This is a genomic window from Streptomyces eurythermus (assembly GCF_014649115.1).
GTDB classification, from domain to species: domain Bacteria; phylum Actinomycetota; class Actinomycetes; order Streptomycetales; family Streptomycetaceae; genus Streptomyces; species Streptomyces eurythermus.
Map to the genome: position 1 here is coordinate 393,060 of NZ_BMSK01000008.1, position 13,942 is coordinate 407,001.

The 13,942-nt window shown below is 70.5% G+C and carries 15 protein-coding genes; 11 read left to right on the forward strand and 4 right to left on the reverse strand.

The genetic code is table 11. The features are described from left to right. Window positions 1-47 precede the first annotated feature (47 nt). Window positions 48-461: an ectoine synthase gene (locus IE251_RS18065; RefSeq protein WP_030794257.1), complete on the reverse strand. Its 414-nt coding sequence runs from the start codon at window positions 459-461 to the stop codon at window positions 48-50. 871 nt (window positions 462-1,332) lie between these two features. Between IE251_RS18065 and IE251_RS18070 the strand changes: the two genes are divergently transcribed. The 10 genes from IE251_RS18070 to IE251_RS18115 all read left to right on the forward strand — a co-directional run bounded on the left by IE251_RS18070 (window position 1,333) and on the right by IE251_RS18115 (window position 11,132). Beyond that, window positions 1,333-2,139 (forward strand): streptomycin biosynthesis protein, encoded by an 807-nt coding sequence (locus tag IE251_RS18070; protein WP_444545174.1) that lies wholly within the window; start codon window positions 1,333-1,335, stop codon window positions 2,137-2,139. Window positions 2,140-2,414: 275 nt separating this feature from the next. Continuing rightward, window positions 2,415-3,668: a cation:proton antiporter gene (locus tag IE251_RS18075; protein ID WP_229896821.1), complete on the forward strand. Its 1,254-nt coding sequence runs from the start codon at window positions 2,415-2,417 to the stop codon at window positions 3,666-3,668. Window positions 3,669-3,887: 219 nt separating this feature from the next. Continuing rightward, window positions 3,888-4,205: a hypothetical protein gene (locus IE251_RS18080; protein ID WP_030794245.1), complete on the forward strand. Its 318-nt coding sequence runs from the start codon at window positions 3,888-3,890 to the stop codon at window positions 4,203-4,205. A 17-nt stretch (window positions 4,206-4,222) separates the two neighbouring features. Continuing rightward, on the forward strand, window positions 4,223-4,921 hold the full coding sequence (locus tag IE251_RS18085) for an SDR family NAD(P)-dependent oxidoreductase (RefSeq protein ID WP_189753997.1): 699 nt from the start codon (window positions 4,223-4,225) through the stop codon (window positions 4,919-4,921). Beyond that, complete coding sequence (locus IE251_RS18090) at window positions 4,918-6,282, forward strand: class I adenylate-forming enzyme family protein (RefSeq protein ID WP_189753998.1); 1,365 nt, start codon at window positions 4,918-4,920, stop codon at window positions 6,280-6,282. The genes IE251_RS18085 and IE251_RS18090 overlap by 4 nt, the downstream gene beginning before the upstream one ends. Then, window positions 6,279-6,905, forward strand: coding sequence for an LbetaH domain-containing protein (locus IE251_RS18095; RefSeq protein WP_189753999.1), 627 nt, complete (start codon window positions 6,279-6,281; stop codon window positions 6,903-6,905). The genes IE251_RS18090 and IE251_RS18095 overlap by 4 nt, the downstream gene beginning before the upstream one ends. Window positions 6,906-6,916: 11 nt before the next feature. Further along, window positions 6,917-8,629 carry a chloramphenicol-biosynthetic FADH2-dependent halogenase CmlS gene (cmlS, locus tag IE251_RS18100; protein ID WP_189754000.1) on the forward strand — a complete coding sequence of 571 codons (1,713 nt, stop codon included), beginning with the start codon at window positions 6,917-6,919 and terminating at the stop codon, window positions 8,627-8,629. Between the two features lie 191 nt (window positions 8,630-8,820). Beyond that, window positions 8,821-9,558, forward strand: a complete 738-nt coding sequence (locus IE251_RS18105; RefSeq protein WP_189754001.1) for a 4'-phosphopantetheinyl transferase family protein — start codon at window positions 8,821-8,823, stop codon at window positions 9,556-9,558. A 16-nt stretch (window positions 9,559-9,574) separates the two neighbouring features. Continuing rightward, on the forward strand, window positions 9,575-10,096 hold the full coding sequence (gene ectA / locus IE251_RS18110) for a diaminobutyrate acetyltransferase (RefSeq protein ID WP_189754002.1): 522 nt from the start codon (window positions 9,575-9,577) through the stop codon (window positions 10,094-10,096). Window positions 10,097-10,205: 109 nt separating this feature from the next. Next, window positions 10,206-11,132 carry a TIGR04222 domain-containing membrane protein gene (locus tag IE251_RS18115; RefSeq protein ID WP_189754003.1) on the forward strand — a complete coding sequence of 309 codons (927 nt, stop codon included), beginning with the start codon at window positions 10,206-10,208 and terminating at the stop codon, window positions 11,130-11,132. 74 nt (window positions 11,133-11,206) lie between these two features. Here the strand turns inward: IE251_RS18115 and IE251_RS18120 are convergent, their stop codons facing one another. Next, window positions 11,207-11,515, reverse strand: coding sequence for an AzlD domain-containing protein (locus tag IE251_RS18120; RefSeq protein ID WP_189754004.1), 309 nt, complete (start codon window positions 11,513-11,515; stop codon window positions 11,207-11,209). Further along, window positions 11,512-12,276, reverse strand: coding sequence for an AzlC family ABC transporter permease (locus tag IE251_RS18125; RefSeq protein ID WP_189754005.1), 765 nt, complete (start codon window positions 12,274-12,276; stop codon window positions 11,512-11,514). The genes IE251_RS18120 and IE251_RS18125 overlap by 4 nt, the downstream gene beginning before the upstream one ends. 125 nt (window positions 12,277-12,401) lie before the next feature. Here IE251_RS18125 and IE251_RS18130 point away from each other — a divergent pair, with 125 nt between their 5' ends. Then, window positions 12,402-13,004, forward strand: a complete 603-nt coding sequence (locus IE251_RS18130) for a CGNR zinc finger domain-containing protein (RefSeq protein ID WP_189754006.1) — start codon at window positions 12,402-12,404, stop codon at window positions 13,002-13,004. Between the two features lie 199 nt (window positions 13,005-13,203). Here IE251_RS18130 and IE251_RS18135 read toward each other — a convergent pair. Next, on the reverse strand, window positions 13,204-13,942 hold a 739-nt coding region (locus IE251_RS18135), incomplete at its 5' end, for an endo-1,4-beta-xylanase (RefSeq protein WP_189754007.1).

Below are 13,942 nucleotides of genomic sequence, written 5' to 3' on the forward strand. Positions count from 1 at the left end.
GCCGTTCGTGCGGTGCGGGTGCCCGGTTGGGCGGCCGGGCTGCCGTCTCAAGCCGTATCCGCGCCCTCCGCTTCGGTGAGCAGCGGGTACGTGCCGTTCTCGTCGTGGTCCTCCCGGCCGGTCATGGGCGGGTTGAAGACGCAGATGTAGCGGGAGTCGGTCCTGGGGCGCAGGGTGTGCCGTTCGTGGCCGTCGAGGAGGTACATCGTCCCGGGGGTGAGCCAGTGCTTCTCCCCGGTCTCCTCGTTGGTCAGCTCCGACTCCCCTTCGACGCACAGCACCGCTTCGATGTGGTGGGCGTACCACATGAACGTCTCGGTGCCGGCGTAGACGGTGGTCTCGTGCAGGGAGAAGCCGGCCCGCTCCCGGGCGAGGACGATCCTCTTGCTCTCCCAGGTGCCGGACCTGGACTTGACGTGCCGGTCGGTTCCCTCGATGTCGCTGAATGAACGGACGATCACGACGGGTCATGCCCCCTTGAGTCATGGGTGGGCGAAGCGGCCTCGCTCGACGGCGCGGGCGACTGTCCTCGGACGCTCGGCCGAATGCGCGCCGGGTGGGACGGGCAGGGCCGACAGTACGGCGCGGGCCGTGAACTCGGCGGCCCGCAGGAGGGAAATACGGCCACGCGTGATCCTGGCCGGACCACTCACCCCTGTCGCCGGCGCACCGCGGAATTGCGGCGTCCGCCTGGTCAGCCCATTAGACCAACAGGGGCGCCGGGTATCAACCATGGGCCGTCGAACGGCCGTTGCCGCACCCGGCCGCACATTTCCGGCCAACTGGCCCCTGTGTCAGATGAGTTGATCTTGGCGGGCCGCTGTGTACCCCTATCCGCCGACACCACGCCGGGGAAGGACACCTGCTTCACAAAACCTTCGAATCGCCACACGCGCCCCTGCCGGTTCCACCCCTGTGACGCCTCGCCGCCCCCCTGCGGAGGCAGGCGTACCGGGGGCGTCCGCGGCACGGCCGGTTCCGATCGGTGGCGGGCCCGCGCCCCCTCCAGGAATGCCACGCTGACACCGCTACGACGAGAAGTTGTCCGGACGCAGCAGGCGGACGGCGTGTCGGAGACCATCCGCGTGCACCGTGATGCGGACATACCGGCTGGGGGCCGATATGGAAGCTCAGCTCGACCACAGCGATCGATCGGGAGGCCTGGTGCTCGGCGGCCCAGTGCCTCATCTAGTCCCCGTAGACCAGCTTCAGCCGGCCGATTCCCCCCGCCTCGCGGGAGAGGACGAGCAGCATGCGCGGAGGCTGGCCGAGAGCGAGACCGAATGGCCGCCGATCCTGGTCCACCGGACCACCATGCATGTGATCGACGGAATGCACAGACTCCGCGCGGCCAAGGAGAAAGGGTGGCACTCCATCAGGGCGGAGTTCTTCGACGGCACCGCCGAGGCGGCCTTCGTCGAAGCCGTACGGGCCAACATCCGGCACGGCCTCCCCCTGTCCCTGGACGACCGGCGGTCGGCGGCCGAACGCATCGTCACCACCCGGCAGGACATGTCCGACCGGGCGATCGCCGAATGCACGGGACTGTCCACCAAGACGGTCGGCGGCATCCGCCGACGGCTGAACGGCGACTCCTCGCGCCAGGAGGTGCGGCTGGGCAGGGACGGCCGTCGCCGGCCGCTCAGCGCCGCCGAGGGAAGACGGCGGGCGGCCGAGGCGCTGACGGCCCGCCCGCACGCCCCGCTGCGGCAGATCGCGAAGGCGGCGGGGGTCTCCGTGGGCACCGCACACGACGTCAGGGAACGGATGCGGCGCGGCGAGGACCCCGTCGCGCCCAGGGACCGCGGAAAACCCCGCCGGCCCGGCGGTCACCAGGAGCCGGAGGCGGTGCCCGGGGACCCCGCAGTCACCGCCGGGGAACAGGAGCGGAAGTCGCGGAACATGAGGGCCCGGCTGCAGTCGTTGCGGCGGGACCCCTCGCTCAGGTTCTCGGAATCGGGCAGAGAGCTGCTGCGGTGGCTCTTCCTGCAGTACCAGGCCAAGGCGAAATATCCGCACGTCGTCGAAAACATTCCGCCGCACCTGGCGGCAACGGTCGCCGAACTGGCCATCCAGTGCGCGGAGATGTGGCGCAGCCTCGCCGAGGAACTCGAAGACCGCGCGGGACGTGCGGACTAGCGGGCACCACGGTGTTCAACCGATGACAATCCACACTTGAACAGGGCGTCGGCTCAACGCGGCAGCGCGAAGCGGAGCCCCTCGTCGCCGGGTTGTTCAACCCCGGCGAGCGAGGGGCTCCGCTGGTTTTCCGCGGGTGGGGTCTGAAAACTGGTGTCCCGGACGCGTTCAGACGCCGGCGGGCCCTTTTCCTTGGAGGACATGTGCTTTTCTCGTTCGCGCCGACGACGGCCACGCCACTCGCGGCTCACGAATTGCTGGTCTTTCTGCTCCAAGTGGCATTGCTGTTGTTGTCGGCGCTGTTCCTCGGCAGGATCGCCGCCCGCGCCGGCCTGCCCGCGGTCGTCGGTGAACTCCTCGTGGGCGTCGTCCTCGGCCCCTCCGTGCTCCAGCGCCTGGCGCCCGGCCTGTCGGGCTGGCTCTTCCCCGGCGGCCGGGAACAGGCCCACCTGCTGGACGCCGTGGCCCAGCTCGGCGTGCTGCTGCTCGTCGGAGTCACGGGCATGCACCTGGATCTGGGGCTGGTCCGCCGGCGCGGCAGGACGGCCGTACTGGTCAGCGCCGGCGGCCTGGTCGTACCGCTCGCCCTCGGTGTCGGTACGGCGTTCCTGGTGCCCGCCGCACTGGTCCCGGACGGCACCGAACGGGGCGTCTTCGCGCTGTTCCTCGGCGTTGCGATGTGCGTGAGCGCGATCCCGGTCATCGCCAAGACGCTGATGGAGATGCGGCTGCTCCACCGCACCGTCGGCCAGCTCACCCTGACCGCGGGAGTGATCGACGATGTCTTCGGCTGGTTCACGCTGTCCGTCGTCTCGTCGATCGCCGTCACCGGCATCAGCGGCGCACCGGTCGTGACGGCGCTCGCCTCGGTGGCGCTCGTGGCCGTCGTGGCACTGACCGCCGGGCGGTGGGCGGTCCGGCACGCCTTCCGCCTGGCGGGCGCGAGCCGGGAACCGGGAGTGCCGGCCGCCACGGCGGCCGGGGTGATCCTCCTGGCGGCGGCCGCCACCCACGCGCTGCACCTGGAACCGGTACTCGGCGCGTTCCTCGGCGGTGTCCTCATCGGACGGGAAGGCAAGGTCGAGCCGGCCCGGCTGGCGCCGCTGCGCACCATCGCCCTGTCCGTGCTGGCGCCCGTCTTCTTCGCCACCGCGGGACTGCGCATGGACCTCGGCGCGCTGGCCGATCCCGGCGTCGCCCTGGCCGGCCTCGGCGTGCTCGCGGTCGCCGTCCTCGGCAAGTTCCTCGGTGTCTGGGCCGGCGCGGGCCTGAGCGGCCTCGGCCGGTGGGAGGCGCTGGCCCTGGGGGCCGGGCTCAACGCGCGGGGCGTCATCGAGATCGTGGTGGGAATGGTGGGGCTGCGGCTCGGCATTCTCAGCGTGGCGGCGTACACCATCGTGGTGCTCGTCGCCGTGGTGACATCTCTCTTGGCCCCGCCGATCCTGCGCATGGCGATGTCGCGCGTCGAGCGAACGGCCGAGGAGGAAATCCGGGAGGCCGAGCAAAGGGAGTGGAGCACACTGTCCTGAACCGGCGCCTCCCGGGCCTGTTTGACACATCGGAATGCGGTCCGGCACATTCGAGACCGGATGCCGATGCGTCACGGAACGCGGAATCGCGTGGCCCGAGAAAAAGACGCGGGGCACAACTCCGAGAGTTGATTGCCTCTTTGAGTGCGGCGTCCATCACCATCGGAAATGCGCCGCCCCGGAAAACGCGCCCACCCCACTTCGGAAGGTATGGCGACCATGAACGACCGGATTCTCACTCTCATCCAGGACGTCATCGAGGAGGTCAACGAACGCAGGGACGAGAAGATCCCCGTCACGGAACTGTCCTCCCTCGCCCTCTACGGGGACAACGGAGTCTTCGACTCCATGCAGCTGGTCAACTTCCTGACGCAGGTGGAGGAGGCCGTCGAGGACGCGTACGGCGAGGAGATCTCGCTGACCTCCGAGAAGGCCGTCTCGCAGCGGGTGAGCCCGTTCGGCAGGGTCAGCCGGCTCGTCGAGTTCGTCGAGGCCGAGCTGGCCGAGGCCGGTGTCGCCGTCTCCCAGCCGGTGTGACCGGCACGGGCCGCCTGATGATCGCCCTAGTCACCGGAACCAGGACCGGCGTGGGAAAGGCCCTGGCCGAGCACTTCCTCGACCGCGGGGACACGGTGATCGGCTGCAGCCGCAGGCCGTCGGGCATCCGGCACCCCGCCTACCGCCATCACGAGATCGACCTGACCGACGCCGCACAGACACGGTCCATGTTCCGCGCCGTGCGCCGCGAGTTCGGCCACCTGGACGTGCTGGTCAACAACGCCGGCACCTCGGTCATGAACCACTTCATGATGACGCCGGAGAAGACGGCCCGTGCCGTCTTCGACCTCAACTTCTTCGCGGTGCTCAACTGCTGCCGGGAGGCTGCCAAACTCCTGCAGAAGAGCCCCGAGGGGTCGGCGGCGATCCTCAACGTCTCGACGGTCGCCGTGCCGTGGGCGCTGGACGGCCAGCTCGTCTACTCGGCGAGCAAGAGCGCCGTGGAGCAGCTGACCCGCGTCATGAGCAAGGAACTCGCCGTGTTCGGCATACGGGTCAACGGCATCGGTCTGCCGCCGGTGCGCACCGTCCTCACCCGCACCCTCGCCCCGGAGACCCTCGACGCCGTCGTGGAGCGGCAGACGATCGGGCGGCTGTGCGAGATGGACGACATCGTCGGCCCCGTCGACTTCCTGACCACGGGCCACTCCGCCTTCGTCACCGGAGAGACGCTGTATCTGGGAGGAGTCCAATGAGGGACACCCTGACCGACAGGCTGGAGCGGTGGGGCGACCGCACCGCCGTCGTCCGCCACCCGTCGAGCCACACCTACGCCGAACTGGCCGGCGAGATCCGGCGGATCGAGACACTGCTGGACGAGGCGGGAGTGAAGCCGCACGACGCCGTCGTCCTGAAAGGGGACTTCTCCTTCTCCCAGATCGCCGCGCTCTTCGCGCTCTACCGCCGCAAGGCCGTGGTGGTGCCTGTCGTGACGTTCACCGAGACGACCCTGGAGGCCGTCCGCGACGCCTGCCGCCCCCGGTACGTCGTGGACGCGGCGGAAGACGTCACCGTCGCACCGTTCGACTCGCCCCCGGGCGAGGCATCGGAACTCTACGGAGCCCTGATCGCGTCCGGCTCGGCCGGGCTCGTCCTCCTCTCCAGCGGATCGACGGGGGCGCCCAAGGCGGTCCTGCACGACTTCGACGCCCTGGTCGCGGAGAAGATCGGCACGGGCGAGCGCGTGGGCAGGAAGCCCCCGCACATCCTGCTGTTCCTGCTGGCCGACCACATCGGGGGGATCAACTCGCTGCTCGGCGTCGTACGCGGCGCGGCGACCGCCGTGGTGCCGGCCAAGCGCACACCCGAGGAGATCTGCCGGCTGGTCGAGCGGTACGGCATCCGCCTCCTGCCGACCAGCCCGACCTTTCTCAACCTCATCCTCATCGGCGACTTCCACGAGAAGTTCGACCTCTCCAGCCTGCGGCTGATCACCTACGGGACCGAGCCCATGCCGGAGGAACTGCTGAGGCGCGTCCACGCCGCCTTTCCGCGGGCCAGGCTGCTGCAGACGTTCGGGACCAGCGAGACCGGCATCTCCACCACGCAGAGCGAGTCGTCCTCCAGCACGTACTTCCGGATCTCGGACGAGGGAGTCGAGTACCGGGTGGTGGACGGAGAACTCCAACTGCGCACCAGGACCCAGTTCATGGGCTACCTCAACTACTCCGACGAGGCCGTCACCGCCGACGGCTGGTTCCGCACCGGAGACCTCGTGGAGGAGAACGCGGACGGCTACATCAAGGTCAAGGGCCGCGCCAAGGAGATCATCAACGTCGGCGGCGAGAAGGTCCTCCCGCTCGAACTCGAATCGATCCTCATGGGCAGCCCCCGCATCGCCTACTGCGCCGTCTACGGAAAGCCCAACTCCATCACGGGCCAGGCCGTGCACGTCGACGTCAAACCCGACGGCGCGATGAGCAGGGCCGAAGTCCGCCGCCACGTCCGCGAGTTCCTGGACGGCAAGGTCGAACCGTTCAAGATGCCCGCCAAGGTGACCGTGATCGACGAGATACCCGTATCGGCCCGGTTCAAGAAGAAGAGGAGCCGGCCGTGACCGACGTCGTCGTCATAGGGGCGGGCAAGTTCGCACGGGAAGTGGCCCGTTACGCCGAGGACTCCGGGTTCGTCGTCGCACGCCACCTCGCCGTCGAGGGGGAGGAGGTGCACGCGCCGGACGGAACCTGGACCAAGCTCGCCGCGCATCCGCCCGAGGAGGGAACGAAGGTCGTGCTCGCCGTGTCCGGCACGAAGCAGCGGCGGGAGATCGTCGAGGAGTACATCACCCCCCGCGGCTGGCAGGCGGTCAACGTCGTCCACCCCTCCTCACGGGTCGACCCCGCGGCGATCGAAGGACAGGGCAACATCATCGGGCCGGACAACTACGTCGGCGTGCGCACCGTCCTCGGAAGCTACAACGTCGTCAACTACCGGTGTACGTTCGGACACCACTCCCGGATCGGCTCGGGCAACTTCTTCGCCCCCAACTTCCACGCCGGCAACAGCGTGGAGATCGGGGACGGGAACTTCTTCGGCCTGGCCTGCACCGTAGCCCCCGAGGTCCGCATCGGCGACGCCTGCCGGTTCCAGGCGGGCCTGACGCTCTTCGAGAACGCCGCGAGCGGATTCTCCTACCTCTCCCCGAGTCGCATCAAAGCCATCAAGTCCACCGAGTCGTGAAGGAAGCGCCCATGAACGGATCGACCGTCGCCATCATCGGGGCCGGCCCCGCCGGCTGCACCGCCGCCCTCACCCTGCAACGGCTCGGGCACACACCGGTCGTCTACGAACGTGACACCTTCCCCCGCTACCGGGTCGGCGAGTCCTTCCTCCCCGGTTCGCTGTCCATCTTCCACCGGCTCGGCCTCCAGGACAGGATCGACGCCGCCGGTTTCGTCAAGAAGCCCTCGGCGACGTTCCTGTGGGGACGCGACGAGGCCCCGTGGACCTTCTCCTTCACCACACCGCGGACCTCGCCGTGGGTCTTCGACCACGCCATCCAGGTGCAGCGCAAGGAGTTCGACCAGCTGCTCCTCGACGAGGTCAGGGACCGCGGCATCGACGTGCACGAGAACACACCGGTGTCCCACGTCGACATATCGGACCCCGGAAAGGTGTCGCTCACCGCCGGCCGGGGAGAGACCGCGAAGCGCCTGGAGTTCGACTTCGTGATAGACGCCGGCGGCTCCAACGGACCACTGGCCCGGAAGCTCGACGTACGGCGCTACGACGAGTTCTACAAGAGCTTCGCCATCTGGTCGTACTTCCGCCGCCCCGACCCCTTCGAGGGCGACCTCAAGGGGACGACGTACTCCATCACCTTCGAGGACGGCTGGGTGTGGATGATCCCGCTCAAGGACGACCTCTTCAGCGTCGGACTGGTCGTCGACCGCTCCAAGGCGGCCGAGGTGAAGCAGGCCGGCCCCGAACGCTTCTACCGGGACACCCTCGCCAAGGCCGACCGCGCCAAGGAGATCCTGGGGGACGCCGAGATGGTCGAGGAGGTACGGGTCGTCCACGACTGGTCGTACGACTCCGAGGTGTACTCCGGCGGACGCTACTTCCTCTCCGGCGACTCCGCCTGCTTCACCGACCCGCTGTTCTCCCAGGGCGTGCACCTGGCCACGCAGTCGGCCGTCTCCGCCGCCGCCGCGATCGACCGGATCTCCCGGTGCGAAGCGGAGAGCGACGAGGTCCACGCCTGGTACAACCGCGCCTACCGGGAAACCTACGAGCAGTACCACGAGTTCCTCGCCTCCTTCTACACACTGGCCTCCTTCACCGAGCCGGAGTCCGAGTTCTGGTCGAAGCGGCGCATCAGCACATCCGACGACGGGCGCCTGAACCGCAAGCGCTGGTTCACCCGGCTGGCCGCCTCCAGCGAGGACGGCACCCTGTCGGTGGCCGACTTCCGCGACCGCGCGACCACCATGATGAGCATCGGGCGCCACCAACGGATGGAACTGAGCGACGAGTTCACCGACGAGGAGCTGAACCCCGCCCGGGTGCGCTGGATCAGCCAGCTGACCAAGCGGCTCAACCGCATCAAGCGCCTGGAGTGGAACGGCGAGGAGGTGACCCTCAAGCCGTACTACAAGGTGGACCCCGAGACGTTCCGCCTGGAGCCCAGGCAGGTCCTCGCCAACGAGGACGGCCTCGACATGATCAAGTGGCCCCTGGAGGAGCGGCACCGGCAGATCTTCAGCCGTCTCCTCAAGGAGGAGGTCGGCTACAAGGAGCTGATCCGCGAACTGAGCGACGCCGACCAGCAGGAACTCAGCTCACAGATTGTCATCCGCCTCATGGAGGCCGGCCTGCTGACCGGCTACGACAAGAACGGCGAGCGGGTCGTCATCCAGGACCGCCTCCGCTTCGACGGCGTGGGAACCGAGTACGAGGTCTGACGCGGACGCGGGACGCCCACCGTCTGACGTTCACCGCCGGACGCCGGAACGTTCGAAGCCGGAGCGTCGAAGCCGGTGGGCGCCGCCGCGGACCCGGCAGCCGGGTCCGCGGCGGCGCTCCGGGAACGGTCCGGAGCCGGCCCGTACCCCGCCGAAAACCGTCCGCCACCACCGCCGGAAGGGGGAGCGAAGTGCCGGCCGTCGACGCCCTGCCCGCCGCCGGGGAGTGCCACCTCTGGTCGGTGCCCGTCCGGACACGCCCCGAGTGGGAGACCCTGCTGGCCCCCGACGAGGCGGCCCGCGCCGCGGCGATGCCCGGGGGCGGACGGCGGGACCTGCTCGTCACCTCGCGCGCGGCGCAGCGCCTGGTCGCCCACCGGTACACCGGCAGGCCGGCCGGGGACCTGCGCATAGAACGCACCTGCCCCCGCTGCGGCGCCGGGCACGGCCGCCCCCGGGTCGTCCACGGCGGATACGACTACTCGGTCACCCACACCCGCCACCGGGTCCTCATCGCGGTCGTGACCCAGGGCCTCGTGGGCATCGACCTCGACACCTCCCCGTACCCGGGTGTCCCGCGGCGTCTCATCGCCCGTACGGCGACACCCGGCGAACGCGCGGCCCTGACCCGACTGCCCGCGCGGGAGGTGCCGGAGGCGTTCACGCGGCTGTGGTCGAGGAAGGAGGCCGTCGCCAAGCTCACCGGACACGGGCTGGCCGCCCGGCTGAACCGGATCGAGGTGCGGGGTGATCTCGCCCGGCCCGAGGGGAGCCCCGCCCAGGACTGGCCCGCGTTCCCGATCCACCTGCGGGACGCCCGGGTGGAGGGCGGCCGGATCGCGGCCATCGCCAGCACGTGTCGGATCACCGCTCTCGAACCGCGGTCGCTGTCCGCCCCGGCCGCCACCAGGAACGCCCGATTCGCCTGACGCGAAGGGAAGAACGATGACAGGCTCACCGTCGGAGAAGACCGCCACCGGCGTCCGCTACCGCACACCCGTTCCGGAAGACGCCGTAGCCGTCTGGCGGATGGTGCTGGACGAGCCGATGCTCGACGACAACAGCTCGTACCACTACCGGCTCTGGTTCCGGGACTTCGCCGAGACGTCCGTGGTGGCCACCGTCGGCGACGACATCGTGGGCTTCCTGACCGGCTACCGCCGGCCCGACGCGCCCGACACGTTCTTCATCTGGCAGGCGGCGGTCAAACCCGGCAACGGCGTCTCGGGCCTCGGCATCGACCTCCTCGTGCACGCGATCGACCTCCAGCTGGCCACGGGGGCGAAGTACGTGGAGACGAGTGTCTCCCGGGAGAACAAGGCGATCGTGATGCTGCTGCACATGGTCGCCACGACGTACGACGCCGACACCCACAGCGAACTGCTGTTCCGCGCGGAGGACCTCCCGGGCGGCGACCACGACGAGGTCCTCCACCGCATCGGGCCCCTGAACCCGCGCACGGCCTGAGACCCGGGGAAGGGCGCGGGGCGCCGCCGCCGGTGAGCGTGTTCAGCTTGTCGATCTGCCGTTGTGGGGACAACCGTCTTGAGCGGACGGGGGCTACGGGGGAATGGCGATGCTGTACGAAGGGCTTCATCTGGCGGCACTGGTCCTGACGGCGGGCGCGATCGGGTACCGGCTCGTCGTCGCCGTGAGGATCATCGTGACGCTGAGGGCGGAAGTGACGATCCGCGAGGATCTGTCCGTGGAGGAGCTGGCCTACCTCGCGGGCGGGCCGCGCCGGGTGGCGGCGACGGTGCTGTTCCGGATGGTGCGGCAGGGCGGTCTGGTCTTGGCGGCGGACGGCACGGTCACCGTCCCTGACGGGGTGTACGCGACAGGCCCGGCGGCCGGTGTCGAGCAGGCGCTCGTCGAGGCGGCGGGCATCTCCCGCACCGAACGGGTGGGCAAGCTGGTCGCCCGGACCGCCACGAGCCGCGCGGTGCGGGCCGTCGGCGACCGCCTGCGGGCGGAGGGCCTGCTGATCCGGACCGCCCTGCGGCGCGCGCAGTATCGCGCCCGGCGCCTGCTGTGGTGGTCCGCGGCCCTCGCGCCCGTGCCGACGGTGTGGGAACTCACCGCCGGGACCACCGACCGTTGGTGGGCCGGTGTGGTCCTGTCGGCCGGCGCGGCCCTCACGGCCGTGCTCGTCAAGCCGTCCCCGGCCTGGGTGCCGCACCGCGTCCGGTCGACGCTCGGCATCCTGCGCGGCGAACGCGAGCGTCCCCCCGCGTGGCGCCGGACAGGCGCCCTGGCCGCCCTTGCCGTCACCCCTGTCGGCGCGGTGGCCCTCGGCGGACTGTCCGCCGCGCGGGAGCCGGAATTCAGGGAGCTGGTCACACCCGAGACCTGGCGGGCCGGCGACCCCGCCTTCGGTGACGGCTCCGCCACCGGGCACGGCACGTTCGCGCACTGGGGTTCTTGCGGGTATGCCGGAGTGTGCGGCGGAGGCGACGGCGTCGGTGGCGGTGACGGCGGTGGGGGCGGAAGCTCGGGGGACTGAGGACGAACAGACCGGATCGCGCGCCCACCCCGGATCCGCTGGGGCAGGTTCTCTTCGGATGGCCTGGCGAGTGGTCAGGTCGTCAGTCGGCGTACGACGGTGGCCACGAGCGCCGCGCCGACGAGGACGGCCGGCAGGGGCAGTCGGCACCGGCGGAGCAACGGGACGGCCGTCAGGGCCGCCAGGAGGGCGGGGTCCACCGTCCGCCACCTGTCACCGGCGACACCGGTCGTGACGAGACCTGCCAGCAGGGCGGGGGCCATGAGCGCGACCACCGCCCGGGTACGAGGCGACAGTTCGCGCTCGCCGAGCGCCGTCGGGCCGGCGGCCTTGAGAGCGAAGCCGAGGACGGCGACGGCTGCGATGGCCGGCCAGGGGGTCACCGCACGGGCTCCGTTCCGCGCTCGTCGTTCGCCTGCGGCCGGCGCGGACCGCCCCGGTCCTCCTTCGGCAGGGGGCGCGCCAGGGCCACCAGGGAGGCGCAGGCGGCGCCGATCAGCGCCGGCCCGGCGGGGAGGAGGAAGGACAGCCCCGCGGCGATGACTCCGCCCACCAGCGCGGTCGTCCAGTAGGAACGGTCGGCGCCCGGCGCGTCGAGAAGGAGGAACAGGAACATGGCGGGCGCCACCACGTCCAGGCCGAGAGCGTCCAGCAGACGGGGACTGGGCGCCAGCACCACACCGAGCGCCGTGCCCACGACCCACAGGACCCACTGGACGGTGCTGGCGGCGAAGAGCACCCGCCGGTCGAAGCGACCACCCCCCAGGTGCGCGGCGGCCCACGAGCCGTCCACCACCGCCTGGGCCTCCACGGCCCGGCGCAACCGGCCTCCGCGGAGGGCACCGGAGGCCGCCACGCCCATGGGCAGGAAACGCGCGTTGACGAGGGCGGCGGCGACGACGGCCGACGCGACCCCGCCGCCCGCGCCGAGCGCCGAGACGAGGGCGAACTGCGCCGAAGCGGAGAAGACGGCCATCGAGCACAGGACGGCGCCGGCCGCCGCCCAGCCCTGCGACTGGGTGATCGCCCCGAAACTCACCGCCAGCAGGAACGAAGCCGTCCCGAGCGCGCACCCGACGCGCAGTCCCGCGCGCAGGCCTTGTCGGGGTAACGCGCCCTGGTGAGGGGCCAGTTCCTTGGACATGACCCACAGCCTAACAGGCATAAGCATGTATGACCATTAGGTAGCGGTTCGTTAGGGTGGTGAAGGTGAACAGAGCCCAGGACACGACCGGGAGGGGACCCGCGGCGCGCCCCGACCATGCCGAAGTGGCCCTTGTCGGCGGGCATCCCGTCCTCGACTTCGCCAATACCGTCGCCTGGCGCACGGACCCCCGTCGCCGTGTCGCTCGTGTGGAGGGAGTCGAGGCGTGGATCCGCTGGGCAGGCCGCGTCGGGCTGTTCACGGCCGGGGAAGCCACGACGCTGCCGCGCCCCGAGGGGGTCGGCGGGAACGAGCGGGATGACCCGTCCCGTGCCTCCTGTGATCTCACCGGGCTGGAGACCTTCCGGAGCGCCCTGTGGGAGGTGCTGGACGCGTTGACCGACCGCGGTCCGCTGCCGGCCGGCCCCTGGGAGACCTTGCGCCGGTCGTTCGTGACGGCTCGTCAGGAAGCTGTTCTGCCACCCGAGTTGCCGTTGCGCTGGCAGGTGCGGGTGAACGGGTTCGAGGACCTCGTCCACGCCCTGGCGCTGCAGGCCGGCGAACTCCTCGCCGGCCCGCTCGTGCAGCGGATCCGGCGCTGCGAGGGCCCGGGATGCGGATGGTTCTTCCTGGACCGCAGCCGCAGCGGCACGCGCCGCTGGTGCAGCTCCGGTGACTGCGGCAACCGGGACCGCGCCCGCCGCCACTACCACCGTACCCGCCCCTGAGCCGCCCGCCGGCACGCGTCCGTGGCCGGGCCCGTCCGCAGGTCGGTCGGGGAAGCGGTGGCGTTCCGTGGTGACACCCCGCTGCCCGAGCGGTGTCCGGTCCGCGCGCGGTCGCGGAACCCGACGGCCGTCCCTCACGCCGGACGTGCTGTGACACGGCACCGCCCGGTCCCATGCGGGGCCGGGCGGTGATCGTGTGTCAGGACGCCGTGCAGGACCCGAGCGTCGGAGCGGCCGAGTTGCCGTTCTTCATGACCGTGAAGCCGAAGCTGGTCGAGGCGCCCGCCGCGAGACTGCCGTTGTAGGTGGTGGAGCGTACCGTCGCCACGTCGCCGTTCCAGGTCGGGCTGCCGTTCCACAGCGCCGACACCTTCTGCCCGGAGGGGAAGGTGAGGGTCACGGACCAGTTGGTGATCGGCGCGGAGCCGGCCGTCACGGTGACCTGGCCGTTGTAGCCGTCGGTCCAGTCGGAGGTGCGGTCGTAGGCGACGGTGCACGCCGCACCGGGGTTGCCGCCGTCGTCACCCCCGCCCCCGCCGCCGCTCCCGGTACCGCCGAGCGTGGTCAGCACGGCGGTGTACGCGGGCTTCTCGGCGTAGTTGGAGTCGAAGAGCAGCGGGGTGCCGCTGGAGCGCCAGGAGTACTTGTCGGTGATGCCCCAGACGGTGATGCCGGTGCAGCGGGTGACGGCCAGGCAGGCCTTGACGACGTTGGCGTAGTTGTTCGCCTGTGCGGTGCCGGAGCCTTCGATGTCGAGTTCGGTGATCTGGACGTCGACGCCGAGGTCGGCGAAGCGCTGGAGGTTGGCCTGGTAGTCGGAGGGGACCGGGGAGGCGCTGTTGAAGTGGGACTGGAAGCCGACGCAGTCGATCGGTACGCCGCGGGACTTGAAGTCCTTGACCATGTTGTAGACGGCGTTGCTCTTGGCGTTGACGCCG